This is a genomic window from Tessaracoccus flavescens (assembly GCF_001998865.1).
Classification (GTDB): domain Bacteria; phylum Actinomycetota; class Actinomycetes; order Propionibacteriales; family Propionibacteriaceae; genus Arachnia; species Arachnia flavescens.
Window position 1 is genome coordinate 222355 of record NZ_CP019607.1, and the last position, 25808, is coordinate 248162.

24 protein-coding genes, 1 tRNA gene and 2 pseudogenes are annotated in these 25808 nt (G+C 69.8%); 14 read left to right on the plus strand and 13 right to left on the minus strand.

Annotated elements, in window-relative coordinates; translation table 11 throughout:
- The first annotated feature begins 2 nt into the window (after positions 1–2).
- From BW733_RS01095 to BW733_RS19950, 11 genes and pseudogenes are all read left to right on the plus strand, one after another.
- A complete protein-coding gene (locus BW733_RS01095) occupies positions 3–1475 on the plus strand; it encodes an SCO6880 family protein (RefSeq protein ID WP_077347118.1) in 1473 nt (490 codons plus the stop codon).
- A gap of 100 nt (positions 1476–1575) precedes the next feature.
- Positions 1576–2796, plus strand: coding sequence for a hypothetical protein (locus tag BW733_RS18735; protein ID WP_202970247.1), 1221 nt, complete (start codon positions 1576–1578; stop codon positions 2794–2796).
- On the plus strand, positions 2793–4307 hold the full coding sequence (locus BW733_RS01110; protein ID WP_077347120.1) for a putative type IV secretion/conjugal transfer ATPase: 1515 nt from the start codon (positions 2793–2795) through the stop codon (positions 4305–4307). Before BW733_RS18735 ends, BW733_RS01110 begins: the two co-directional genes overlap by 4 nt.
- A 231-nt stretch (positions 4308–4538) precedes the next feature.
- The gene (locus tag BW733_RS19160) at positions 4539–5831 is read left to right on the plus strand and encodes a WHG domain-containing protein (RefSeq protein ID WP_237268261.1); all 1293 of its coding nucleotides are present in this window, start codon (positions 4539–4541) and stop codon (positions 5829–5831) included.
- A 37-nt stretch (positions 5832–5868) separates the two neighbouring features.
- On the plus strand, positions 5869–6789 hold the full coding sequence (locus BW733_RS01125; protein WP_077347124.1) for an NAD-dependent epimerase/dehydratase family protein: 921 nt from the start codon (positions 5869–5871) through the stop codon (positions 6787–6789).
- Positions 6790–7061: 272 nt separating this feature from the next.
- Positions 7062–7628, plus strand: coding sequence for a hypothetical protein (locus BW733_RS01130; protein WP_077347126.1), 567 nt, complete (start codon positions 7062–7064; stop codon positions 7626–7628).
- The gene (locus BW733_RS01135) at positions 7625–9412 is read left to right on the plus strand and encodes a type IV secretory system conjugative DNA transfer family protein (RefSeq protein WP_077347128.1); all 1788 of its coding nucleotides are present in this window, start codon (positions 7625–7627) and stop codon (positions 9410–9412) included. Before BW733_RS01130 ends, BW733_RS01135 begins: the two co-directional genes overlap by 4 nt.
- Before the next feature lie 80 nt (positions 9413–9492).
- Positions 9493–9936 carry a single-stranded DNA-binding protein gene (locus BW733_RS01140; protein WP_077347130.1) on the plus strand — a complete coding sequence of 148 codons (444 nt, stop codon included), beginning with the start codon at positions 9493–9495 and terminating at the stop codon, positions 9934–9936.
- A gap of 18 nt (positions 9937–9954) precedes the next feature.
- Complete coding sequence (locus BW733_RS01145; protein WP_077347132.1) at positions 9955–10527, plus strand: hypothetical protein; 573 nt, start codon at positions 9955–9957, stop codon at positions 10525–10527.
- On the plus strand, positions 10524–10757 hold the full coding sequence (locus BW733_RS01150; protein WP_077347134.1) for a hypothetical protein: 234 nt from the start codon (positions 10524–10526) through the stop codon (positions 10755–10757). Before BW733_RS01145 ends, BW733_RS01150 begins: the two co-directional genes overlap by 4 nt.
- Before the next feature lie 169 nt (positions 10758–10926).
- A pseudogene (locus tag BW733_RS19950) lies at positions 10927–11985 on the plus strand (recombinase family protein); the annotation flags it as partial.
- On the opposite strand, the gene BW733_RS19170 reads toward BW733_RS19950, so the two are convergent.
- From BW733_RS19170 to hemE, 9 genes and pseudogenes are all read right to left on the minus strand, one after another.
- Positions 11896–12360, minus strand: a complete 465-nt coding sequence (locus BW733_RS19170; protein WP_237268263.1) for a hypothetical protein — start codon at positions 12358–12360, stop codon at positions 11896–11898. The pseudogene BW733_RS19950 and the gene BW733_RS19170 overlap by 90 nt on opposite strands.
- A gap of 223 nt (positions 12361–12583) precedes the next feature.
- Positions 12584–12659, minus strand: a tRNA-Ala gene (locus BW733_RS01170).
- A gap of 364 nt (positions 12660–13023) precedes the next feature.
- Positions 13024–14700, minus strand: coding sequence for a hydroxymethylbilane synthase (gene hemC / locus BW733_RS01175; RefSeq protein WP_161490097.1), 1677 nt, complete (start codon positions 14698–14700; stop codon positions 13024–13026).
- 34 nt (positions 14701–14734) lie between these two features.
- Positions 14735–16027: a glutamate-1-semialdehyde 2,1-aminomutase gene (hemL, locus tag BW733_RS01180; protein ID WP_077347140.1), complete on the minus strand. Its 1293-nt coding sequence runs from the start codon at positions 16025–16027 to the stop codon at positions 14735–14737.
- Positions 16015–16980, minus strand: coding sequence for a porphobilinogen synthase (gene hemB / locus BW733_RS01185; protein ID WP_077347142.1), 966 nt, complete (start codon positions 16978–16980; stop codon positions 16015–16017). The genes hemL and hemB overlap by 13 nt, the downstream gene beginning before the upstream one ends.
- 7 nt (positions 16981–16987) lie before the next feature.
- The gene (locus BW733_RS19175) at positions 16988–17581 is read right to left on the minus strand and encodes a uroporphyrinogen-III synthase (protein ID WP_237268353.1); all 594 of its coding nucleotides are present in this window, start codon (positions 17579–17581) and stop codon (positions 16988–16990) included.
- Between the two features lie 138 nt (positions 17582–17719).
- Positions 17720–18604 (minus strand): annotated as a pseudogene (hemC, locus tag BW733_RS19180) (hydroxymethylbilane synthase); the annotation flags it as partial.
- A complete protein-coding gene (locus tag BW733_RS01195) occupies positions 18601–19881 on the minus strand; it encodes a protoporphyrinogen/coproporphyrinogen oxidase (RefSeq protein ID WP_077347146.1) in 1281 nt (426 codons plus the stop codon). The gene BW733_RS01195 and the pseudogene hemC (BW733_RS19180), both read right to left, overlap by 4 nt.
- The gene (hemE, locus tag BW733_RS01200; RefSeq protein ID WP_152024512.1) at positions 19878–20885 is read right to left on the minus strand and encodes a uroporphyrinogen decarboxylase; all 1008 of its coding nucleotides are present in this window, start codon (positions 20883–20885) and stop codon (positions 19878–19880) included. The genes BW733_RS01195 and hemE overlap by 4 nt, the downstream gene beginning before the upstream one ends.
- Positions 20886–20936: 51 nt before the next feature.
- Here hemE and BW733_RS01205 point away from each other — a divergent pair, with 51 nt between their 5' ends.
- Genes BW733_RS01205 through hemQ form a run of 3 tightly spaced genes read left to right on the plus strand, consistent with a single transcriptional unit; the run spans position 20937 to position 23970 of the window.
- Entirely contained in the window at positions 20937–22211 is a 1275-nt protein-coding gene (locus BW733_RS01205; RefSeq protein WP_161490098.1) for a glutamyl-tRNA reductase, read from the plus strand.
- Positions 22208–23254 (plus strand): ferrochelatase, encoded by a 1047-nt coding sequence (locus tag BW733_RS19185; protein ID WP_237268264.1) that lies wholly within the window; start codon positions 22208–22210, stop codon positions 23252–23254. Before BW733_RS01205 ends, BW733_RS19185 begins: the two co-directional genes overlap by 4 nt.
- Entirely contained in the window at positions 23251–23970 is a 720-nt protein-coding gene (gene hemQ, locus BW733_RS19190; protein ID WP_077347154.1) for a hydrogen peroxide-dependent heme synthase, read from the plus strand. The genes BW733_RS19185 and hemQ overlap by 4 nt, the downstream gene beginning before the upstream one ends.
- A 60-nt stretch (positions 23971–24030) precedes the next feature.
- Here the strand turns inward: hemQ and BW733_RS01220 are convergent, their stop codons facing one another.
- Genes BW733_RS01220 through BW733_RS19740 form a run of 4 tightly spaced genes read right to left on the minus strand, consistent with a single transcriptional unit; the run spans position 24031 to position 25806 of the window.
- A complete protein-coding gene (locus BW733_RS01220; protein WP_077347156.1) occupies positions 24031–24630 on the minus strand; it encodes a histidine phosphatase family protein in 600 nt (199 codons plus the stop codon).
- A gap of 3 nt (positions 24631–24633) precedes the next feature.
- Positions 24634–25026: a ribosome silencing factor gene (gene rsfS, locus BW733_RS01225; RefSeq protein WP_077347158.1), complete on the minus strand. Its 393-nt coding sequence runs from the start codon at positions 25024–25026 to the stop codon at positions 24634–24636.
- Positions 25013–25681 carry a nicotinate-nucleotide adenylyltransferase gene (nadD, locus tag BW733_RS01230; RefSeq protein ID WP_077347160.1) on the minus strand — a complete coding sequence of 223 codons (669 nt, stop codon included), beginning with the start codon at positions 25679–25681 and terminating at the stop codon, positions 25013–25015. The genes rsfS and nadD overlap by 14 nt, the downstream gene beginning before the upstream one ends.
- Positions 25678–25806: a hypothetical protein gene (locus BW733_RS19740; RefSeq protein ID WP_257787455.1), complete on the minus strand. Its 129-nt coding sequence runs from the start codon at positions 25804–25806 to the stop codon at positions 25678–25680. The genes nadD and BW733_RS19740 overlap by 4 nt, the downstream gene beginning before the upstream one ends.
- Positions 25807–25808 lie beyond the last annotated feature (2 nt).

Genomic DNA, 25808 nt, shown 5'->3' on the forward strand with positions numbered 1-25808 from the left:
CGATGCCTGCGAAGCAGAACGAGCCCACGGCGTCGTCGGGCGAGCTGGTGCCGGTGAAGTTCTCCCGCCTCACCCGTCGCGGCATCCTGCTGGGGTTGTCACTGGCGCAGCTCATCACCCTCGCCATCGGCATCCTCTCCATCGTCGGTGCCCTGTACGCCGGGGGCGGCATCCTGCTCGCCTACACCGCACCCGTCTGGGTCGTAGCGGCCTGCCTGACGTGGATACCGGTGGCGGGGCGCCCGGCGGTGGAGTGGCTGCCGGTCGCGTGCTGGTGGCTCTGGCGCACCACCGGCGGCCAACTCCTCTACCGGCGCCGAGTCGTCAAGCCCCGGCCAGTGGGCACACTCGCGCTGCCCGGCGACATGGCGAGACTGCGGGAGTACACCGACCCCGAAACGAACGCGGGGATGATCCACGACCCCACCGCCGGCACGCTGACCGTGGTCTGCGAGGTCACCCACCCCGCGTTCGTGCTCCTCGATCCGGGCGAGCAGGAGCGCCGCGTGACCTCCTGGGGCCGCGTCCTCGCCACCGTGTGCCGGTCCGGACGCATCGCGACCTTGCAGGTGCTGGAACGGACGCTGCCGGACTCCGGCACCGGACTCGCGGAGTGGTGGGCCAGCCACGGCACCGCCGACGACACCTGGGCCGCACAGACGTACGCCGAGCTGATCGACCGGGCCGGTCCCGCCGGCGAGAGGCACGCGACCACCCTGTCGCTCGCGCTGGACATGAACGCCAGCGCGCGGCAGATCAGGACCGCCGGCGGCGGCCTACGTGGCGCTGCCGCAGTGCTCCGGCAGGAGATGAACACCCTGGTCGCCGCGCTCCGCTCTGCGGACCTGTCGCCCTCGGGGTGGCTGACACCGGGGCAGATCGCAGTGATCCTCCGCAGCGCGTATGACCCGGCGATCGCCGCCACCCTGGAACGCCACGGCCAGCTCGGCCAAGACTTGGCGACCGCCGGCCCGGTCGCGGTCAACGAGTCCTGGGGTCGCATCCGCACCGACTCCGCCCACCACGCGGTGCTGTGGGTCTCCGAATGGCCCAGGTCTCTGGTCTATCCGGGATTCCTGTCCCCGGTCCTGCTCTCCACGGGCATCCAACGCAGCTTCTCGTTGCTGTGCACGCCGATGCGCTCCGACCAGGCCGCCAGAGACATCCGCAAGAAAAAGGTCGAGCACATCTCTGATCAGGCGCAGCGGGCCAAGATCGGGCAGATCGAGGACGCGAGCCAGACCGCGGAGTACCACGACGTCCTCCAGCAGGAAGCCGACCTCACCGCCGGCCACGGCGTCCTCAGATACACCGGCCTCATCGCCGTATCAGCCCCCACCGTGGAAGAACTCGACGCGGGCATGGCGGCGATCGAACAGGCCGCCATCCAAGCCTCCTGCGAGACCCGCCTCCTGGTCGGCCAGCAGGCCGCGGCATTCACCGCCGCCGCGCTCCCGCTCTGCCGCCGCATCTGACCCGCCCGCCGCGGGTTGTTCCGGCGCTCCGGTGGGGCGGGTGCACCTGACCGGTGGCCCCCGAATCGCGGGGGTTCTCGCCCTCGTCTGGGAGGCTGTCATGCCCACGTTCCACGACCCGCTCGCCGATGCCGCCGAAGCATCCGAGGCGATGCGGGGTCTCGCCCACGCATCCCGTGTGTTCGATGACCCGGCCGACACCTACACCGTGTTCGGCGATCTCACCGCGACCATGCGATCGCTGCGGCAGGTACTCGACCAACTCGCCGCCACCCACCTCAGCCACCAGGACCGGGCACACCACGACGACGGCGACCACCTGGCCGGGGACCGCTCCGCGCTCGCCGCCGCCGACGAGCTGCACCAGGCCGGCACCCTTCTCGACCAGGCCCACGACCACCTCAACGCCGCGTACTCCCACTCCGGGCGCATTGCCTGGCACCCCGAACCCCCACAGACCGGCCTCGATCATGACGCCCCCGTGCCCACGATGGTTACCGCTGGGACGCTGCGACTGACGGTCTGGCCAGACACCCCGGTGGGCGAGCATCAGCGCTACGCCTACCGGATCACCGACACCACCACCGGGCACGAGCTGGAGGGCCGGGACCTGTTCACCGGCGCCGGCCAACCCGTCGACCCCGATCACGCGATCCGCGACCTCGCCACCTTCCTCAGTGCCGCCGGTGAAGCCCGCCAATACGCCATCGACAACCCGAAGAGCGAGCCCGAGCACGCGAGCCTGTTCCCCGGATGGGTGGCCGAGGCCGCCCGCACCAACACCGACGCCCTCACCGAACTCACCGAGCTGGCCGAACCCGCCGAACGGACGGCGCCAGCCGAGGCGTCCCGGCCTGAGCGGCAGTGGGTCAGCGTGGTGTTCCTGCAAGGCGAGGAAGCCGACGAAGTGCTGGACCTGATCGAGCGGGACGGCACGCCTGCGGGCATCGAGCACCTGAAAGGCTGGGACTACGGGGACGAGACCACCCAGGCGGCGCTGGAGAACGGCTACGTCTACGACGAGCCCCCGACCGGTGCTCTGGACCGGGTGATAACCAGCGAAGACGGCTACACCCTGACCTACAACCCCTTCGCCGGACACGTCAGCCTCCTCCGCGAGCACCACACCCGACCAGCCGACGCTCTCGACGATGCCGCCGTGGTGCCGGCACGGGAGGCGATCGCCGGGATCGGCGCCCCGCCCGGACCCGAGCCAGCGCAGGCGTCCGCCCCGCAGCGGACGGCCCTCGGCGCGGACAAGGACTGGTTCACCGGACCCGTCCGCGCGAGTGGATCGGCCGGGCGGGGATTGTCCCTGTGACCGGCACCGAGCCCGAGCGGCTGCACACCTCCGTCCTGGTCGCCCCTGCCGCCGAACGCCGCCGGTTGCGAAAGCAACGCCGACAGGCCGCCGTCCGCCTCCAAGCCGAACAACGCCAGACGGAGAAACAGGCGGCGCGAGCGAAGGCCGAAGCCGAGAAGGCGGAGCGGCGCGCGACGACCTACCTGCCGGCCGCCGGGGAACCTGGCCCGGCCGCGCTCAGGTCGCCGGGGCGGTTCCGGATGCCCCGTCATCAGGACACGTCCGCGACATTGGCGGGGGCCTATCCGTTCGTCGCCGAAGGTGGCCTCGGCTCCGACGGCGTGTTCGTCGGACAAGACCTCTACTCCGGCGGATCATTCGTCTACGACCCATGGGTGCTCTACGCCCGCGGGATCATCACCGCGCCCAACATCGTCCTGGCCGGGATCGTCGGCTCCGGCAAGTCCTCCCTCGCCAAGAGCCTCTACACCCGGTCGCTGCCGTTCGGGCGCCGCGTCTACGTGCCCGGTGACCCAAAGGGCGAGCACACCGCCGTCGCCGAAGCGGTCGGCGGCCGGGCGATTGTCTTGGGCCACGGACTTCGCACGAGGCTGAATCCGCTCGACGAAGGCCACCGGCCCTCCGGCCTTTCCGACGAGCAATGGGCCTCCACCGTTTCGTCCCGGCGTCGTGACCTGATCGGCGCCCTCGCCGAGACCGTGCTCGCGCGCGGGTTGACGCCGCTGGAGCACACCGCGATCGACCTCGCCCTGACCCAGACGGTGCGGGAGAACGACGTGCCGATCCTGCCCACCGTGGTCGACCACATCCTCACCCCCACCCACGACGATCACGACGGCGGGCGCCTGGCCGAGGACGGCCGGCTCGTCGGCCACGCCCTACGCCGCCTCGTTGCCGGGGACCTCGGCGGACTCTTCGACGGGCCGAGCACCGTCGCCTTCGACCCGTCGCTGCCGATGATCTCCCTCGACCTGTCCCGCGTCACCGAGAACTCCACGCTCATCAGCGTGCTGATGACGTGTTCGTCGGCGTGGATGGAATCGGCGCTGCTGGACCCGGCCGGCGGGCAACGGTGGGTGATCTACGACGAAGCCTGGCGCCTGATGTCCCACCCCGCGCTGCTCAGGCGCATGGACGCGCACTGGCGGCTCGCGAGGCATTACGGGATCGCGAACATGCTGATCTTCCACAAACTCACCGACCTCGACAACGTGGGCGATCAGGGCTCCGCGATGCGATCCCTCGCCAACTCCCTCCTGGCGAACGCCGAGACTCGGATCGTCTACCGGCAGGAGTCCGACCAGCTCGGACCGACTGCCGCCGCGCTCGGGCTGACCGGGACCGAGCAGAAGCTTCTCCCCACCCTCGGCGTCGGCCAAGGGCTGTGGAAGATCAAGTCCAGAAGCTTCATTTCGCAGCACCAGCTCCATCCCGTCGAGCTGGAGCTGTTCCGGACCGATGCCCGCTACCTGGGCATTCCCCGCAAGTTCAGGAATTCTGAAGCCTGAATCGCGGGAACGTGCGGGTCCCGAGCTGCGGTGAAGGGTTGCGGGGGTGCATGTTCGTGGAACTTGCACCCTGTGTGGCTTCATCGTATCCAGCCTCGCCGCCCTGCGCTCTGGGTGTGGGTGCCGCCGCGATTTGGCGCAACGGCACCCACCCGAGATGAGGTAGCGCGGCCGATAGAGGCCTGTGCGATGATAATGTAAGCGGTGCATACTTGATGGCGGGAGCAATGGGTGAGTTCGGACACGGCGAGGGTGGGCTATCACCACGGCGATCTGCGGGCGACGTTGCTGCGCGCCGCCCTGGAGGGGTTGGAGGCCGGCGAGCCGCTCTCGCTGCGCGCGGCTGCCCGCCGGGCCGGCGTGTCCACCGGTGCTCCGTATCGGCACTTCGCCGACCGGGAGGCGCTGGAGTCGGCGTTGGCGGTTCACGGGCTGCGTGAGCTGATGAGCGATCTCACCACCGGCAAGAAGCCTCCGGCCTCCGCGTCCGAGGTCGGTGAGCTCGCCGTCGAGTATGTGCGTTTCGCACTGCGCAGGCCGGCGTTGTTCCGACTCATGTTCGGGCAGGAATGCGACGACCAGGACGACGAGCGGGTGCGCGCAGCCCGCGCACTGCATGGCTATCTCGAAGCGGTGATGACTGAGGTCTTCCCGCAATCCGACCCTGTCGCTCTGGCGACCGCGGGGTGGTCGCTCGCCCATGGGCTGGCGTTCCTGCACTCGACGGCAAACTTCCCGCCACCGACCCTGCCGCTGTCGACGAGCGCGTGCGATCAACTCTCGCTGCCGTCTTCCCACCCACCGCCTCCTCCAGAATCGAGCGTCCCAATGAGTAAGCGCGTCCTGCTCGTCGTCACCAATGTCGACCACTATGAGATCGACCCCTCGCATCCGACCGGGCTGTGGCTGTCCGAGTTGACACACGCCTACGACATCTTCGCCGAGCGCGGCTTCGAGCAGATGATCGTGAGCCCTGCCGGTGGGAAGTCGCCGCTGGAACCGCGGTCGCTCAAGCGGCCCAACTACGACAAGTCCGCCAGAGCATGGCGCGAGAACCCGGCGCGGATGGCAATGCTGGAGGACACGGCCAGCCCCGAGCAGGTCGACTCCGCAGACTATGACGCGATCTACTTCACCGGCGGTCACGCGGTGATGTTCGACTTCCCCGGCAGTATGGGCCTGCAGCGGATCACTCGTGAGATCTTCGAGCGCGGCGGAATCGTCGGTGCGGTCTGCCACGGATACTGCGGCCTCGTGGACACGACCCTCTCCGACGGCAGCTTCTTGGTCGCGGGCCGCGACCTGACCGGCTTCTCCTGGCGCGAGGAGATCCTGGCCCGGGTAGACAAGCTCGTCCCCTACAACATCGAGGAAAGCATCCAACAGCGCGGCGCGCGCTACTCCAAGGCGCTGCTGCCGTTCGTCTCCAACGCCGTCGTGGACGGGAACCTCGTCACCGGCCAGAACCCCAGCTCGGCCAAGGCAACCGCGACCAAGGTCGCCGCCCTCCTCGCCGACCGCTAACGACCACGCCGAGGTATCGACAGGAAGGGCGGAACGCATGCAGACCGTGCTCGGATCAGGCGGGCAGATCGCCGAAGAGCTCACCCGTGAACTGCGCCGGAGCTTCACCGACGACATCCGCCTCGTCAGCAGGAACCCCCGCACAGTCCACGACACCGATCAGCTCGTGCCCGCCGACCTGATGGACGCCGACGCCACTGACAGGGCGGTGGCGGGAAGCGACATCGTCTATCTCACTGTGGGTCTGCCGATGGACGCAGGCCTGTGGGAGCAGCGGTTCCCGACCATGATGGCCAACACGACCGCCGCCTGCCGCAACCACGGCGCACGACTGGTCTTCTTCGACAACACCTACATGTACCCGCGCACCGCCACGCCCCAGACCGAGCAGACGCCGTTCGAGCCGGTCGGCCGAAAGGCGACCGTGCGCGCGCAGATCGCCGCGACTCTGCTCGCTGAGATGGCCGCCGGCACGATCGACGCGGTGATCTGCCGCGCCCCTGAGTTCTACGGCCCCGGCAAGACCCAGAGCCTGACCAACGCCGCGGTCTTTGACCGGATCAGACGTGGCAAGCGCCCGCTGGTGCCGCTGAGCGCGCGCACCCGGCGCAGCCTGATCTGGACCCCCGACGCCAGCCGCGCCATGGCCCTCCTCGGCAACACCCCCGACGCCTACGGGCAAACCTGGCATCTCCCCGTCGACCCGGACCGACTCACCTACCGCGAAATGATCGACACCGCCTCCGACGTCATCGGCAGGAAGATCCCGTTCACCACAGTGCCCGAGTGGGCGTTCCGGATCGGCGGTCTCGTGAATCCGGCGGTCAAGGAGGCCGAAGAGCTGCTGCCCCGCTACCGGCAGGACAACATCTTCGACTCATCGAAGTTCACGGCACGATTCCCCGACTTCCCGACTACCAGCTATCGCGACGGGATCAGCTACCTCCTCCAGAGTTAGCGTCATCGCACCGCCGGTCGCCGTGTTCGTCGCCGAGCGGACGGCCCGCTGCCGCCCGCGAGCGGTCCTGATGCTGCGAACCGCGGCGAGCCTCATCGCTCCGCCACATCAGCAATCCCGACCGTTCATCACGATTACCTCGAAGCCGTCAGGAATCGTGATGTTCTTTCGCGATTCCAGAGAGCAGTCCTGCCCGCTGCCCGGGCGGGCGCGACGCACCTCATGGGCATGAACTCCTGCAACGAAGATGCGGCTGTAGAGACAGGTCAGTCATGAGTGGCCGCAACTCGCTGCACCGCACCACGTCCCAGCAGCCCGACGAGACACCGGTAGTGCTGCCCCACGTCGTCATCGCCGTCACCGAGAGCGGCGCCCTGGACGTCACCGTCGACGGGACCGCGTTCCCGCCACCGGCGGCGGGTTCGGAGTGGACGCGGGGCACCTTCGGTCCGCTGCTGGACGCGGTGACCAAGGACCGCACCATCGCCGTGCGGATCGAGGTCCGCGAGGTCGACGGGACCGTGTTCACCGACCTCATCCGCGCCCGCAAACCCACCCCACCCCAGCCAACCGACGACGATCCGGCCATGCCGGGCACACGGCGCGCACGCCGCACCAAGCAGCCGCCGGTGTTGGTCGAGGTCACCGGGGAGGGGTTCGTGCCCGGCGAAGACATCGCCGTCGCGGTGATCGTCTCCCGCACCGACGCCACCGGCACCGGGGCGGCGCGCGCCCTGCTCGACAAGCACCAGCTTGACTCCGTACCGCCCGAGGGTCCCGGCGAGGTTGTCCTCTACGGGCGCATCTCCGGCACCATCGTGGTCAGGCGGGTGCCGTGAGCGGCCCGCAGGGTCGGCAGGCCAGCTCGTTCGGGGACGAGCTGACCAACGCCGCTCTGATCGGCCTGGTCGGCATGTTCGGTGTCGCGCTCGTCCTGCGCGCCGCCGGCAGCGTGGCGGCGTTCCTCACCGGCACCGCCCAACCCGCCGCGGGACCGGCGTCCGGGCTCGGGGTGCTGTTCAACTCCGCCGACCCCGCCGCCGCGCTCGACGCCGCCGGGCTGAACCCCGTCGTCTACTGGATCGTCACCGCCGTCCTGCTCGCGGGGCTGTGCGTCGGTGGCGGGTGGGTGTGGGGGCGGCTGCGCCGCCACACCCGCAAGACCGAGACCGACCCCCGCCGCCTCGCCGGCACCGCCACCGGGCATGAGGTCGCCACCACCGCCTCCGGGAAGGCGCTGCTGGGCCGCGCCGGCACACTGCGCCCCTCCCTGGAGGCTCCCGCACCGGCGGATGTGGGCTATCTACTCGGCGCCAGCCACGGCAAACAGGTCTGGGCGTCGGTGGAGGACTCGATCCTGCTGCTCGGGCCGCCCCGCTCCGGGAAAGGGCTCCACGTGGTGATCAACGCCATCCTGGACGCGCCCGGCGCCGTGGTCACCACCTCGACGCGGCCGGACAACCTCACCGCCACCCTCCGCGCCCGTGAGCACGACGGTCGGCCGGTGGGGGTGTTCGATCCCCAGCACCTCGCCGAAGGCGTCCCCTCCGGACTGCGCTGGTCCCCAGTCCGCGGCTGCGAAGACCCGCTGACGGCGATGATCCGCGCCACCGGCCTCGCCTCAGCCACCGGCCTATCCTCCGGCGGCGTCGAGTCCGGCGGGTTCTGGGAAGGCAAGACCCGCACCGCACTCCAAGCGCTACTGCACGCCGCCGCCCTCGACCACCGGCCACCGGCCGAGCTGTTCCGATGGACGCTGGACCCCTCCATCGCCGCCGAAGCCGTCGCCGTCCTCACCAACCACCCCAACGCCGCCACAGGGTGGGCCGACTCCCTCGGGGCGATGATCGACTCCGACCCCAAGACGCGCGACTCCATCTGGCAAGGCGTCTCCCTCGCCCTCTCCGCCCTGGCTGACCCGCGCGTCCTGGACGCCGTCACCCCACGAGCTGGTGAGGACTTCGACCCCGAAGCCTTCCTCACCCAACGCGGCACCCTCTACCTCCTCGCCACGGGCGCCGGGGCCGGCGCGTCCGCGGCCCTGGTGGCGGCGTTCGTGGAGGACCTCGTCGAAGCCGCCCGCCGTCTCGCCGCCCGCTCACCCGGCGCCCGGCTCGACCCGCCACTCCTGCTCGCCCTGGATGAGATCGGCAACCTCTCACCGTTGCCCTCGCTGCCGACGCTGATGGCCGAAGGCGGCGGCACCGGCATCACCTGCCTGCCGGTGCTCCAGTCCCTCGCCCAAGCACGTGAGAAGTGGGGCGACAACGCCGCCGGCGCCATCTGGGACGCCAGCATCGTCAAGATCATCCTCGGCGGCGCCTCCAACTCACGCGACCTCCAAGACCTCTCCTCCCTCATCGGCGAACGCGACGAATACACCGACTCCGTAACCCTCGGCGATCAAGGCACCAGGTCGAACCAGCGCTCCGTGCGCCGGGTGCCGATCCTGCCGCCCGACCGCATCCGCACCTTGCCGTTCGGCACGGGCATCACCCTGCTCCGTAGTGCGCCGCCGATCGTGACCGACCTACGCGCCTGGACCACCCGCCCCGACGCCACCCAGCTCGGCCTGGACCGCTCCGCCATCGAGGCACTGCTGCGGCGCCCGGCGGCCACCTGACGCGGGGAGCCGGTCGTGCACCTGCCTGACATGAGCGGCCCTGATCGGCGGGGTCGCGTGAGTGCCAGGAGGAGAGTCCAATGGCCATCCAGACTCAGCAGTCGTTCTCGGGGTTCGTGGCGTCCGACCCGCAGCTCACCCGAACCGAGAACGGTGATGCCCGGCTGTTCATGAAGGTCGGCAAGGAGCACTACCGGCAGGAGCAGGACGGGTCGTTCACGCAGTTGGAGACCACCTTCCACAACCTGGTCGCGTTCAAGGCCGCCGCCGAGCAGGGCCACGAACGGCTCGCCAAAGGCGACAAGATCATCGCCGAAGGCTATGTCCGCGAGTACAGCTATCAGCGCGACGGGCAGAACATGGAGGGTGAGGAGTTCGTCGCCCGCCGGCTCGGGCACGACATGGCCCGCACCCGCTACGACGTCGACCGCACCCCCCGACGCACTGCGCCTGAGCGTGACGCGGCCGCATTCGCCGCGCCCGCGCGCGCCACCGCCCAGTCGGCTCCGGCCGTGAGCATGTGACCGGAAGGGCTGACCACGATGGATGAGTACACGCCCGAGCCTGACGAGCCCGACCACTTCGACCCGGACGATGAGCCCGACACCGCAGCGGATGACGTGGCCGAGCCGCCGCACCCGGTGAACTGGAACCTGCTGTCCGCCGACGATCTGGAAGTCGAGTGGCTCGCGCTCAACGACTGGGTGGCGTGGCTGCGCCGCACTTACGGGCTGCCCGCCAGTGTGGTGCCGCCGTTCTGGCACCGCCATCCCGAACTCGTGTGGGAGCTGTCGGCCCTGCATCTGCACTGGCTGGGCGCCTACGACCCCGAGCAGGCCGGGTCCGCGCCGTTCGGCTGGCATCGAGACTTCACCGACGCCCGGAACCGGCTCCGCGAATGGGTCGCGGCCTCCGGCACCCGGCTGGACCACGACCGGCCCACCAGGCAGACCACGTGGCCCGGCGAGGAACCGGCCCCACCTGTGGAGGACGTGTTTATCGCCGACCGTGGGGAGGACTTCGTGCAGTTCGTGTTCGAGCAGGTCGAGGCCCGCCGCGAGGCCGAGGAGGCGTTCTTCCGCACCCTCGGTGAACACACCGGAGGGCTCTCATGACCGCGCTCAACCGCGACGAACGGCTGCCCGACCGGATGCGCGACTACCGCATCGAGGCTGAGCTGCGTGAGAGTCCTGACTTGCACAAGCTCGCCCGATTGTTCATCGGCATGGCTCGCGCCCGAGCCGAACAGGACCGCTCCAACCCCGCGCCAGACCGCATGCCGCCAGATTCCGGCGCCTGTCGGAGTGCCGGGGTAGAATTGGAGCAGCAAGAAGCCAAGGACTGAACCTCCACGGGTTCGGTCGTGGTGCGCAGTCCTGTTTGGCCTTCGTGGCTTACCCGGCTCGCTCCCTCGGAGCCGCCGGGTCGTGTTTCCCCGTTACGAGTCGCACCGCACCAGCGGTCCCGCGTCCGCTCGTGCTGGCCCCAACTCACTGGGGAAGGAAACACGACCCATGACCACCACGACCACGACGCAGCAGCCACCCGCCGCCACCGCGCTCGACCGCATCGGCGAGACCACCACCCTCGCGGTCTCTTACTTGCGCGTCTCCACCAAGGAGCAGGCCTCCAAAGGCGGCCGGGACGAGGGGTTCTCGATCCCCGCGCAGCGCGAGGCGAACCTACGCAAGGCCCGCGAACTGAACGCGATCATCACCGACGAATTCGTCGACGCCGGCGAGTCCGCACGCAAGGTCGACCGGCCTGAGCTGATGCGGATGATCGAGTACGTCAAGACCCACCAGGTCGCCTACTGCATCGTCCACAAGGTCGACCGGCTCGCCCGCAACCGGGCCGACGACGTGACCATCCACCTCGCCCTCAAAGAGGCCGGGGTCATGCTCGTCTCCGCGACCGAGAACATCGACGAGACCCCCTCGGGGATGCTGCTGCACGGCATCATGTCCACCATCGCCGAGTTCTACTCCCGCAACCTCGCCAGCGAGGTCTCCAAGGGCATGAACCAGAAGGCCCAAGGCGGCGGCACCAACGGCAAGGCCCCGATGGGCTACCTCAACGTCACCCGCCGTGACGAACTCGGCCGCGAGGTCCGCACCGTCGAGATCGACCCCGACCGAGCACCGCTGGTCAAGTGGGCGTTCGAGGCGTACGCCACCGGCAACCACTCCACCATCAGCCTGCGCGAGGAGTTGATCGACCGGGGCCTGACCACCGTGCCGACCCCGAAGCGGCCGTCCAAGCCACCGGTGCTCTCCACCATCCACAAGATGCTCACCAACCCCTACTACAAGGGCAGCGTCCGCTTCCGTGGCGCCAGCTACGACGGCCTGCACGAACCCCTCGTCGCCCCCGAGGTCTGGTACCGCGTCCAGGCAGTGCTCACCGCCCACCAGACCTCCGGAGAGAAGACCCAGAGCCACGACCACTACCTCAAAGGCAGCCTCTACTGCGGCCAGTGCGGATCACGCTTGACGTTGACCAACGCCAAGAGCCGCCGCGGCGTGATCTACCCCTACTTCATGTGCACCGGACGGCACGCCAAACGCACCAACTGCGAACGCAAGTCCATGTTCGTGCCCGACATCGAAGCCGCCGTCGAGGACCACTACCGGCGCGTGGAGATACCCGAACACGTCCTGCCCGCGCTGCGTGAGCTGGTCACCAGCGAGTTCGACCGTCTCCACCAGGTCGCCAAGCAAGAGGCCCAGGGGTACAAGGCCGAACGCGATGCGTTGCGCGACGAACGGACCAAGCTCATGCAGGCCCACTACGCCGGCGCCGTCCCCCTCGACCTCCTCGCCACAGAGCAGGACCGCATCGCGCGCCGGCTCGCGTTCCTCGACGCACAGATCAACGCCGGCGACATCGAGTACGAGCAGGCCAAGACGCACCTGGACGACTGCCTCGCCCTCGCCAGCGACATGCACGCCATCTACATGAGCATCGACGACTCGCTACGCCGGATCGCCAACCAAGCCTTCTTCGACAAGCTCATCGTCACCGACGACGACACCATCGACGGCGAACCCGGCGTGCCGTTCAACGTGTTCCTCAACCCGGACGTCCAGACCCTCGCCCTCCGCCACCAAGGACGGAAGGCGAAGTCTGGAACTCAAACCGGTGATGTCGCTGGTTTGAACAACGACCTTCTGGTGGAGCTAAGGGGATTCGAACCCCTGGCCTCTTCCATGCCATGGAAGCGCGCTACCAACTGCGCCATAGCCCCAGTGTCACCTTGCGGCGACTCGTAGAACTTTAGCGCACTTTGGCCGTCTTGAAAAATCGGGGGTTCAGCGACATCCAATCGTGCTTTGACTAGGCATGGGACCGCATACAGCGAGGCGAACCGGGCACGCGTCGACAGGCTCACCGTCAGGCAAGTTACGCGGCTGCGATTCGCCCACCGTGAAGGTGAGAGCGCTGCGCCAGCTGTCGGCGTCCGAAGGGGAACGGGGCGTCTGCGGTCGTGGCCAGAGCCTTTCGACGACGCCTCGCACGACTACGTGTCGCGGAGGCTGATCACGGAACGGGTCAGCTGGGCCGCTCGCGAAACGGTTGGCTCCGGGCGCGGCTCCCCCTGACGACGTGGTTCAGGACCTGCCGTGCTGCTTCTTCAGCGTTCGGGCGAGGCCGGCGACGCCGTAGGTGTCCTTCGTCGTCGCGACGTCGAGGACGGGCACGTCAAACTCCTTCAGCGCGGCCGCCGTGTCGTCGTCCCAGGCGAGGACGGAGACGCCGTCGCGATGGCCCAGCAGGTTGGCGTAGGCACCCGCGAGCGAAGGCTGGCTGAGCAGGATCGCGTCCCAGGCCCCCTCGTCCCACTTCTCCTTCAGCTCCGGGTACAGCTCGTCGACATCGGCCATCGTGTAGATCTCGCACCGCTCGACGGTGTAGCCCTTCTGGCGCAGGCCGACCTCCAGCTTCGTGGAGAGCTGGTCGGCGCACACGATGACGACCCGCTGCTCCCCCTCAGCATCCGGGAAGGCCTCGACCAGGCGCGCCGAGCTGGCGGTGCCGTCGGGGCTGATGTCGACGGTGTAACCGGCCTCCTCCACGATCTGCTGCGTGGTGGTGCCCATCGCGGCGATCTTCTTGGACGACGGGATGTCCCAGCCCCGCTCGCGCAGCGCCCACATGGTCTGCCCGGACGGGATGACCACCCAGTCGGCCCAGCCCATGATGTTGTCGGCAGGCAGCAGCTTCGCCTCCTGCAGGGTCGCCGTGTCGACCCGCAGGCCGTTGGCCCGCAGCGTCTGCGCGAGGCGTCCCTCCTGGCGCGGCAGCAGGACCCGGATGCGGTCGTCGTCCTCACCGCTGTCGATGAAGATCGACTCGTCGTCATGTTCCCCGGACAGATCGATGTTCTCGATCACGTCGGGCGCGAAGAAGCGCTCCGCCTTGCGCTGCAGCAGCGCGTTGGCGACGTTGTGGCCGGTGCGCTGGGCGTGCAGCTCGGAGGTCGGGAGGCCGATCTCGAGCACGACACGCTTGGTGCCGTCGATCGAGAACACGCCCGCCTTCAGGCTGAGGATGCCGCGACGGGAGGCCAAGGCCCCAACCGGGGCGACGTAGGTGGTGTACAGCCCGGTGAGCACGGCCCGCTCAGCATCGATGCAGATGCGCGTCTCGATGTCGTCCAGCACTGCGACGGCCTTGACGACGTCCTCGTCGCCGGAGCGGCATTCCAGCGCGAGCGCTCCCTGACCCGGTGCGGGAAGGATCGGCAGGTACTCGGCGATCCGGTCCTCGAGGCCGAGGGCCTTCAGGCCGGCGGCGGACAGCACGACGCCGTCGAGGTCGCCGGGCTCGAGTCGGCGCAGCCGCTCCTCGAGCGTTCCGCCGACGTCGACGAAGGTGAGGTCCGGGCGGAGTGCCCGAAGCTGAGCCATCCGGCGCAGCGACGTGACGCCGATGCGCGACTTCCGCGGCAGCGCCGCGAGCGCGACGCCCTTGAGGGTGACCAGCGCGTCGCGATGGTCTCCCCTGGCGAGGACGGCGGGAACCGTCAGGCCCTCCGGCTCGTCGGTCAGCGGGATGTCCTTGATCGAGTGCACGACGACATCGCAGTCGCCGGAGCGCAGAGCCTCGCGCAGTTCCTTGGCGAAGACGACGACCGAGTAGCCGTCCGGCATGTGGTTCGAGTCCACCCCGGACGTCGCGACGCGCACGATCTCGACCTCGTTGCCTGCCGCCCGCAACTGCTCGGCCACGACCTCCGAACGTGCGAGTGCCAGCGCCGATCCGCGCGTGCCCAATCGAAGCTTCACCAGTGATCCTTCCTCATTGTGACAAGACAGTTTCTCACGAATGCGCCGCCGCCCGCGCCGCCCCCGGCAAGGCCTGCAGGATTCGCCCCATCGCGGCGTCGTCATGGGCCGCGGACAGGAACCACGCCTCGAAGGCCGAGGGCGGCAGGGCCACCCCCTGATCGAGCATGGAGTGGAAGAACCGGGCGAACGCCGACTGGTCCTGAGCCTTCGCCTCGTCGTAGTTGCGCACCGGCTCGGCGCGGAAGAACACCGAGAACAGGCTTCCCGCGCTGTTGACGGTGTGCGGCACCGACGCGGCCGACAGGGCCTCTGAGACGGCGCGCTGCAGCTCGACCGAGCGGCGGTCGACGGTGTCGTAGACACCCGCGTCTGCGAGCCGGAGCGTCGCCAGCCCCGCTGCGGTGGCGAGCGGGTTCCCCGACAGGGTTCCCGCCTGGTAGACGGGGCCGACCGGGGCGAGCAGCTGCATCAGGTCGGCGCGGCCACCGAGCGCGGCGAGTGGCATGCCGCCGCCGATGACCTTTCCGAACGTGACGAGGTCGGGCGTGTAGCCGCCCTCGAGGCCAAGCCATCCGCCCGGCCCGACGCGGAAGCCGGTCAGCACCTCGTCGAGGATCAGGAGCGCGCCGTGTCGCTGGGTGAGCTCGCGCAGCGCGGCGTTGAACCCGGGCGCGGGCGGCACGACGCCCATGTTCGATGGCGCGGCCTCGGTGATCACCGCGGCGATCCGGTCGCCTGCCTCGGCGAAGACGCCCTCGAGCGCGTTGAGGTCGTTGTAGTCGACGACGATCGTGTCGGCCGCTGCCGCCTGCGTCACACCGGCGGAGCCGGGAAGCCCCTGGGTGGCGACACCGGAGCCTGCCGCGGCGAGCAGCGCGTCGGAGTGGCCGTGGTAACACCCGGCGAACTTCACGATGGCGTCGCGGCCGGTGGCCCCGCGGGCAAGCCGGATCGCCGTCATGGTCGCCTCGGTGCCCGTCGAGACGAAGCGGACCTGCTCGGCCGCGGGAACGCGGGCGCGCACCGCGTCGGCGAGCTCCACCTCCGCTGCGGTCGGCGCCCCGAACGAGAGCCCACGCGATGCCGCCGCCTGCACGGCGGCGACCACCTCGGGATGGGCGTGCCCGAGCAGCGCCGGGCCCCAGGAACACACCAGGTCGACGTACTCGCGGCCGTCGACACCGGTGATGTACGGGCCGCGGGCCGAGGACACGAACACGGGGGTGCCGCCCACCGAGCCGTAGGCGCGCACCGGGGAGGAGACCCCTCCCGGGATCACCTCGCGGGCGTGCTCGAACAGCGAGTCGGGGTTCACTTCAGCCATCCGGCCATCTCCTCAGCCCAGTAGGTCAGCACGATGTCTGCGCCCGCCCGCACGATGGCGGTCACCGACTCCTCGACGGCGCGACGCCGCTCGATCCAGCCCCGCTCGGCGGCGGCCTCGATCATGGCGTGCTCCCCCGACACCTGGTAGGCGGCGACGGGAACGTCGGCGATCGCGGCTACATCGGCGAGCACGTCCAGGTAGTACCCGGCGGGCTTGACCATCACCATGTCTGCGCCCTCATTGAGGTCGAGGGCCGCCTCACGGACACCCTCGCGCCGGTTCGCCGGATCCTGCTGATAGGTCTTGCGGTCGCCCTGCAGGGTGCTGGTGACGGCCTCACGGAACGGACCGTAGAAGGACGACGCGTACTTGGCTGCGTAGGCGAGGATCGACACATCCTCGAAGCCCGCACCGTCGAGTCCCGCGCGGATCGCGGCGACCTGTCCGTCCATCATCCCCGACGGAGCCACGACGTGGGCGCCCGCAGCGGCCTGGGCGAGCGCCATCTCGGTATAGGCCACCACGGTTGCGTCATTGTCGACGCGGCCGTCCTCGAGGACGAAGCCGCAGTGCCCGTGGGTGGTGAACTCGTCGAGGCAGGTGTCTGCCATGACGACCGTCTCGTCCCCGACCGCTTCGCGCACGGCGGAGAGCCCGCGCTGCAGGATGCCGTCCTCGGCCCAGCCCTGCGACCCGAAGTTGTCCTTGTCGTCGTCCTCGGGGACGCCGAACAGCATCAGTCCCCCGACGCCGGCGGCGACGGCGCTCTCGGCCGCCCTCTTCAGGCCGTCGAGGTCGTGGCGCCTGACGCCGGGCATCGATGAGATGTCGGCGCCGTGCTCGGCGACGAACATGGGGAGGACGAGCTGCGACGGGCGCACCTCGATCTCCCGGACGAGCCGCCGCATGGCGGGGGTTGTGCGCAGCCTTCTCGGTCGCACCTGGACCATGTCTCTCCTATCCGAGCGAGGCGATCGCGGCGATCAGCCCCGCAGCATCCTGCGTCCCCGCCACGGCGTCGGGTTCGACCCCGAGCGCACGCAGGGCGGCGGCCGAGGGTGGGCCGAACGCGATCACGCGCGCATGCCACCCGAGCAGCTCTCCGACGGCGGCCCCGATGGAGCCCGACGTCACCACGACGGCGTCGAAGAGGCCCTGCCGGTACTCGGCGGCCACCTCCGACGGTGTCGAGGACAGTGCCTCCACCGTATACACATCGACCCGGTGTACCTCATTGCCCCTCGCGAGGAGACCGTCGACCAGTTCACCTGAGCCCAGCGCCGAGCCGGGGACGAGCACGGTGCCCACGGCCTCGGGCCACACCTCCAGGAGCGCGGCCGCGCTGGAGCGCGGGCCCGCGACGAGGTCGACCTCGACGCCGCGCTGCCTCGCTGCACGGGCCGTTGCCTCACCGACGGCGGCGATCCGTGCCCCGCTGGGCAGGCTCAGGCCGAGCTCGTCGAGCACCTCGAGGGTCGCCGGCGACGTCAGCGCGACCCAGTCGGCCGAGGTCTGCCAACCGGCCGGGCGAAGGGGCACCCGTCGGGTCACCGGGCAGGCGACGACCTCGGCCCCTGCGGCGCGGATCCCCTCCGCGAGCGGCCCGTCCTCGCGGGCGAGCAGGACGCGGGTGCCTGCGAGGACGGCGGGGCCGCCCCAGAGCGACGAGTCGTCGTGCAGCTCGGCAAGGCGTGAGGGGCGCGAGGCCCCGAGGTCGACGATCCCTGCCGCACCGTCGGCGAGCAGCGCCAGGGCCGCCCGCTCCCCGGCCCCGGCGTCCAGCGACGTCTGGGTGCGGAGCTGGCGGCCACCGTCGAGCGCGAAGACGCCCGCGGTGAGTGTGGAGCCGCTGCCGAGGGCGGCGATCGGCGCCGCGCAGCCACCTCCCAGTGCGGCGAGCACCCGACGCTCCGCATCGACCGCGGCGTGCGTGTCCGCATCGTTGAGCGCCGAGAGTGCCGCGATCACCTCGGCGTTGTCGCCTCGGCACTCCAGCGCGAGCGCACCCTGGCCCGGCGACGGAAGGATGTCGAGCAGGTCGGTGGCTGCGGAGGTGAAGCCGAGCCTTTCGAGGCCCGCGGCCGCGAGCACGACGGCGTCCAGGTCGCCCGAAGTGACCCGCGCCAGGCGCGTTCCCACGTTGCCGCGGACGTCGACGTACACGAGGTCGGGGCGCTGGGCGCGCAGCTGCGCGACCCGGCGAGGTGAGCCGGTGCCGACGCTCGCCCCCGCGGGAAGTGCCGCGAAGGTGAGCCCGTCGCGGGCGCACAAGGCGTCGCGATGGTCGGCGCGCACCGGGACGGCGGCGATGCTGAGGCCGTCGACCGGTTCGGTCGGCAGGTCCTTGAGCGAGTGGACGGCGAAGTCACACGCCCCGTCGAGCAGGGCGGTGCGCAGTTCGGCTGCGAAGACCCCCAGGCTGCCGGTGCGGGCAAGCGAGCCCTGGGTGACGTCCCCGAACGTCTTGACCCTGACCAGTTCGACCTCGTGACCGAGCGCGCGCAACTGGTCCGCCACCTGCTCGGACTGCGCAACAGCGAGCGCCGATCCGCGGGTGCCGAGGCGAAGCCTCATGCCTGAACCCGTTCGCAGCCTGCCAGGACGTTGACCACTCCGTTGCCGTCGAGCCAGGCGCCGACCAGGTCGATGCCGATGTGTGCTGCCTCGGAGATGAGATAGTCGCGGTTGGCTGTCTCGATCCGGGTGGGCATCGCGTCCCAGCTCACGGAGGCGAGGCCGGTGACCTCGGAGTCGGCCAGCGCCACGCCGGTGAGCAGCGAGGCGTCGGCGATCACCTCCTGGCGCGTGGGGAACACGTGCTCCGGGTAGGAGAGCCGCAGCACCTCGACGCCCTCGGACGCCGCCCAGGGCCACTTCGCCGAGTAGTGGGTCAGGGCCTTCGCCCGCACGTCGGCGCGGCTGGCGACCAGCACTCCCGAACCGACGGGGTGTTCGGCCAACGCGGGGTTGGTCGAGGCGATGATCACCTGGCGGGTCTTGTTCACCGGAGGCGCGGCGAGCTCGACACCCAGCGGGGAGAGCAGCCTGACGCTCACGCTGGCCGGGGTGGCGAGCACGAGACGCTCAGCCTGCAGATCCTCGCCGTCGTGGGTGTGCACCTGGAACCCCTGGCCGCTGCGCCTGAGGTGCGTGATCGCGGCGGCGGCTCTGACGTCGGCCCCCAGATCCTGGAGCCTGTCGACCAGCGCCTCGACCAGCTGGAACAGCCCTCCTACCGGCTGCTCGACGGTCGGCGTCCGGTTGGCGCGCATCGAGGCGACCGCCTTGATCAGCGACCCTTCGGCCGCGATTGCGTCGTGCAGCCCGGGCGCCACCGCCACCAGCGGCAGGTGGTCAGGCGTTGTGGCGTAGACGCCTTCGGCGACAGGACCGATCAGCTTCGACACGGCGGCCTCTCCGAGCCGGGCCTTTGCGAGGGCACCGACGGTGAGCGCGTCCGAACCGACTGCCGGGTCCATGGTGAGATCCTCGGCGAGCCGGGCCCGTTCCGTGTCGGTGAGCACCTCGAGCGCCGGATCGTCCAGGCTGCCCGGGATGCCGAGCACCCCGTCGGCCATCGGGTGCGAGCCGTCGCTCCACCAGATGTGCGGCGTTCCGACAGGGCCTGCGACCTCCAGACCGAGCTCTGTGCACAGAGCGTGGGCGAGGCCACCGCGGACGGCATAGGCCTCCGCCCCGGCGTCGACGAGGATCCCGCCGACCTCGACCGGGGAGATCATGCCGCCCCAGTGTGGAGCGGCCTCACGAACGGCGACCTTGTGTCCGGCCAGGGTGAGTCGGTAGGCGGTGTAGAGGCCGGCGAGTCCGCCCCCGACGACGACGGTGCTCACAACTCGTGGAGGAAGGCGACCAGATCGGTCAGCACTTCCGGGTCGGTGGTCGGCGGGACGCCGTGACCAAGGTTGACGATGTGGGCAGGTGCCGCCTTGCCGCGCTCGACGACATCGGCGGCGTGCCGCGAGAGGGGTTCCCATCCGGCAGACAACAGGGCTGGGTCGATATTGCCCTGGAGTGGAATCTCTGGCAGCAGCCAGGCCGCCTCGTCGAGCGGGGTGCGGTAGTCGACCCCCATCGCCTCGACGCCGAGGGCTGCCATGTCGGTGAGCAGGTGCCTGGTGCCGGTCCCGAAGTGGATCCGCGGCACCCGCCCCTCGACGGCGGAAAGGGCCTTCGCCGAGTGGGGCGCCACGGAGGCGACGTAGTCGACGCGAGTGAGGCTCCCGGCCCAGGAGTCGAACAGCTGCACCGCCCTGGCCCCTGCGTCGACCTGCGTGGTCAGGAAGCGGCCCGAGATGTCGGCACACCAGTCGAGCAGCCGCCGCCACGACTCGGGGTCGGCGTGCATCATGGAGCGCGCGGCCAGATGATCACGCGAGCCACAGCCCTCGACGAGGTAGGCCGCGAGGGTGAACGGTGCACCAGCGAAGCCGATCAGCGGCGTCTCGTCCCCCAACTCGGCGACCACCAGCTTCACCGCGTCGGTGATCGCCTGCGCATCGCCCGGTTCGTGCGAGACGAGCCGGTCGACGTCTGCCGCGCTGCGCACCGGGTTCTCGATCACCGGCCCCACCCCGGCCACGATGTCGACATCGACACCCGCGAGGACGAGCGGGGTCATGATGTCGGAGAAGAAGATCGCCGCATCGACGCCGTGCCTGCGCACCGGCTGGAGCGTGATTTCCGCCGCGAGGTCGGGCTTCAGGCACGCCTCGAGGATCGTGGTGCCCTTGCGGGCCTCCTTGTATTCGGGCAGGGATCGGCCCGCCTGGCGCATGAACCAGACGGGGAGACGGTCGGGACGGTGGCCGCTGAGTGCGGAAAGCAGGGAACTCATGGTGACTCCGATTCTGCCGTACCGGCGGGCAGTGGTTGAATAGGGCCCACTGTGACTTTGCGGATCTTCTCCATTCAGCACGACCGGCAGGGCCTTTCCGAGGTCGAAAGAATCAGCGCGCGACTCGACGGGGTCGCCGGGCAGCTGCATGCCTACGACGGGGTCACCGGCACCGTCGTGCTCAGCACCTGCAACCGGGTAGAGATCCTCCTCGACACCGAGGGCGAGGTGCCCAACGCATGCCTCCGCTCGGCGCTGAACGAGTCCTTCGACACCCCTCCCGCCTGGGACCTCTTCCTCGGCGAGGCCGCCCTCGGCCACGTCTTCCGGGTCGCCTCCGGGCTCGACTCGATGGTCGTCGGGGAGCGCGAGATCGCAGGCCAGCTGCGACGCGCCTTGTCAGAGGCGCAGGACGAGGGGCGCACGTCGCTTCCGTTGAAGATCGCCGTCGATGAGGCGCTGAAGACGTCGCGTCGCGTGGCACGCGAGACGAAGCTCGAGGGCGCAGGCCGCTCCGTCGTCTCGGCCGGCCTGCAGTTGGTCGACCATCCCGACTGGCCCAGCGCCAAGGCGCTGATCATCGGCACCGGGTCGTACGCGGGCGCCGTCGTCGCCGCGCTGCGCACCAGGGGCGTCACCGACATCGCCGTCCACTCCGCCAGCGGTCGAGGGGCCGACTTCGCCGCGAGCCATACCACCCGCTATGTGGAGTCCGTGGCCGAAGGGCTGGCCGGCGCCGATCTTGTGGTCACCTGTCGCGGCCTGGGCAACCACGTCGTCACTCCGGCCGACGTGCTGCGCCCGGCGACCTACCTGGACCTCTCCCTCAAGCGTGACGTCGATCCCGAGATCGCCCGGATCCCCGGCATCCGGGTCGTCGATCTTGCCACCATCCAGGAGGCCGTGGGCGGGGAGATCGCCGAGGACACGCACCGGGCGAAGACGATCGTCAACGAGGGCATCGCCGAGGCGCTCACCAAGCTGCGGGCACGCGTGGTCGACCCTGCGGTCGTCGGCCTCCGAGAGTCGGTGATGGGTCTCGTCGACGACGAGGTGGCCCGACTCCCCCAACGCCCGCTCACCCACGACGACGCCGCCCTCGCCCTGCGCCGCCTCGCCACGCGGCTGCTGCACATCCCCTCGACGCGCGCGAAGCTCGCCGCAGAGCAGGGTCGCACCGACGAGTACCTGCACGCGATGGCCGAGCTGTACGGCATCGGCGACGACGAGATCAACCCGAACCAGTTGGAGGAGCAGACATGCCCGGTGACGAATCTGAAGGTCTGCGACCTGGAGACTTTGCCGAGCGTGCAGGAGGCGATGTGAGCCTCGCCCCCTACACGGCGGTGATGTTCGCCTCCTACGGCGGCCCCGACCGGACCGAGGACGTGCTGCCGTTCATGCGCAACGCGACCGCAGGCAAGAACATCCCCGACGAGCGGCTGATCGCCGTGTCGAAGCATTACGACCTGTTCGGCGGGAAGTCGCCGATCAACGAGCTCAACGCCACCCTGATGGAGGCGGTCAGGTCGGAACTGGCCACTCGTGGCGTCGACGTCCCGGTCGTGATCGGCAACCGCAACTGGCACCCGATGTTCGACAAGACGGTGACGGAACTGGTCGACGGCGGTCACCGGCAGGTGCTGGCGCTCGCCACCTCCGCCTACCAGTCGTACTCGAGCTGCCGCCAGTACTGCGAGGACCTGGTCAAGGCCGCCGACGGCACACAGCTGAGGATCGACAAGCTCGATCCGTTCTGGTCGGCCGAGGGCTTCGTCGCGGCCAACGCCCGCGCCCTCGTCGACGCCGTGCGCGAGCTGCGCGCCTCGATCGGCGAGGCCGAGCTGCGCGTCCTGTTCGTCACGCACTCGATCCCGACCGCCATGAACGAGGCCTCCTCGACGGGCGAGCCGGAGAACCGCTACGAGGCGCAGCACCTGGCCGTCGCCGAGGCGGTCGCCGCGGAGGCCGGAGCCACCCTTGGCGAGGACCTGAGCTGGGAGCTGACGTTCTGCTCCCGCTCGGGGGCACCGCACATCCCGTGGCTGGAGCCCGACGTCAACGACCGGATGCCCGAGGTGCAGGCCGAAGGGGTCGTGGGCGTGATTGCCGCGCCGATCGGTTTCATCTCCGATCACATGGAGGTCGCCTACGACCTCGACACCGAGGCCAAGGCCACCGCCGCCGAGCTGGAGCTGCCCTACGTGCGGGCCGCGACCGTCGGCACTGATCCTGGCTTCGTCGCGATGCTCGTCGACCGGCTGCTCGACCGCGCGGCCGTGGCCCGTGGTGAGCGTGACGAGCCGAGCATCTGCCACTTCAGCGGCGGCGCCTGCTGCCTCCCCCGACCCGAAGGAGCCACCCGATGACAACGATGCACCCCGGACGCGACGAGCGCGACGAGACCGACGTCGACCTCGAGGCGATCAACGCGATGCCGCTGTACGCCATGTACTCGGTGTTCGCGACCGCCTCCCCGCTCCCGAGCGACACCGCCGCGCTGGCGGCCGCACAGCAGGAGGTCGAGGCGACCGGCGTGAGAGTGCGCGGCTTCTACGACGTCGGAGGCTTCCGCGCCGATGCGGACCTGATGGTCTGGACGCTCGCGAACGACGCCGAGTCGCTGCAGGCCGCGTACCACGCGCTGCGCCGCAGCGCGCTGGGCGACTACCTCGAGCCGGTGTGGTCGGTCGTGGCCGTGCACCGTCCCGCCGAGTTCAACCGCCTCCACGTGCCCAGCTGCTTCGCCGGCTTCGCGCCACGCCCCTGGCTGACCGTCTACCCCTTCGTGCGCAGCTACGACTGGTACTTCCTGGACAACGAGCACCGCTCAAAGATGCTCTACGAGCACGGCATGGCCGGCCGCGAGTACCCCGATGTCGTCGCGTCGACGCTTTCGTCGTTCGCGCTGGGCGACTACGAGTGGATCCTCGCCTTCGAGGCCGACGAGCTGCACCGTCTGACCGACGCGATGCGCCACCAGCGCGGCGTCGAGGCACGACTCCACGTCCGCGAGGAGACCCCCTTCTTCACCGGGCCCCGGGTCGAGCTGACCGACTGGATCGAGCGCCAGCCCCGCGTCTGAGGCGACGGGGTGGAACGCGGCGCGACCTTCGACGAATGGGCCGCACGACGCGGGTGAGCCTCAGGGGCCGACGTTGTGCGAAAGCAGGCGCCACGCCCCGTGATGGAAGCCAAGCCCCGAGTAGTGGGCGTTGCCGAGGCCGCCGAGGACCCGCCCATGGAGGCCGAGCATCGCGTGCAGCACGCGGTTCAGCAGCAGGCCATGGGAGACGATCAGGACCGACTCGTCCGGATGCCGGGCGGCGATCTCCTCAACCGCGGGAAGTCCGCGGGCGACGACGTCGGCAAGGGTCTCCCCCGTCGGTGACCGTCGGAAGTCGACGCCGTTGGCGTACTTGGACTCGTAGCCCGGCATGAGATCGGTGATCTGGTCCCACGTGAGCCCTGCCCAGGAGCCGACGTTGATCTCCATCAGGCGCGGATCGGTGTGGATCGACGCCTCCGGGCACACCAGTCGGGCCGTCTCGTAGGCCCGTTGCAGCGGGGAGGCGTAGACGACGTCGAAGTGATGGCCGGCCAGCGCCAGACCCGCTGCCTTCGCCTGCGCGACGCCCTTGGTGTTGAGCGGGATGTCGCTGTGTCCCTGGAACCGGTGTTCGAGATTCCAGTCGGTCTGGCCGTGGCGCAGCACCACCAGATCGGTGGTCGGATCAGGTCGCACGACCTACTCGGCCTCGGGCTCGGCCTCGCGAGCGGGGGCGTCGACGTGCAGCGGGATCTGCGGGCAGTCCTTCCAGAGCCGCTCGAGGTTGTAGAGCGTACGCTCCTCGGTGTGCTGGACGTGCACGACGAAGTCCAGGTAGTCGAGCAGCACCCAGCGGTTCTCGCGGTCGCCCTCGCGTCGGGTGGGCTTGAGCTTGTGCTTGAGCAGTGCCTCCTCGACGCCGTCGACGATGGCGCCGACCTGCCGCTCGTTGCCTGCCGAGGCGATCAGGAACACGTCGGTGATGCTCAGCTGCTCGGACACGTCGAACGCGACGATGTTGTCTGCCAGCTTGTCTGCGGCGGCCTTGGCGGCGATCTCGACGGGCTTGAGGACGGAGTCAGGAACGGTCATGCGGAACCTTTGAGTCGAAGGACGGGTAGAGCCCCCGCTTGGCGATGTACTGGACGATGCCGTCGGGCACCAGGTACCAGATGGGCTGCTGGGCGCGGACGCGCTCGCGGCAGTCGGTCGACGAGATCGCCAGTGCGGGCACCTCGAGCAGCGTGACGCTGCCTTCGGGGAGGTGGGCGAGGTCGTCGCGGGTCATCGGCACCCCTGGGCGGGTCACGCCGATGAAGTGCGCCAGGTCGAACAGTTGGTCGACGCCGCGCCAGGTGAGGATCTGCCGCACCGCGTCGGCACCGGTGATGAAGAACAGGTCCGTGTCCTCACCGCGCTCCGCGCGCAGGTCACGCAGCGTGTCGACGGTGTAGGTGTCGCCGGGGCGGTCGATGTCGACCCGCGAGACGGAGAAGCGGGGGTTCGAGGCTGTCGCGATCACCGTCATCAGGTAACGGTCCTCGGCGAGCGAGACCTCGCGGTCTGCCTTCTGCCATGGCACGCCGGTCGGGACGAAGACGACCTCGTCGAGGCCGAACTTGGCCGCCACCTCCGAGGCGGCGACGAGGTGCCCGTGGTGGATCGGGTCGAAGGTGCCGCCCATCACGCCGAGACGGTAGCGGCCGCTGCGCCCGGCGCGGGCCAGCGCGAGTTCGGTGGAGGTCACTTCGAGTGCGGGCGACCCGAACCCATACCGATGATCCACACCAGCACGGACAGCAGGATGAACAGCACGATGGCACCCATCACCCAGGAGGGTACGAGCAGCTCAGACTCCAGAAGAAGGCTCATGG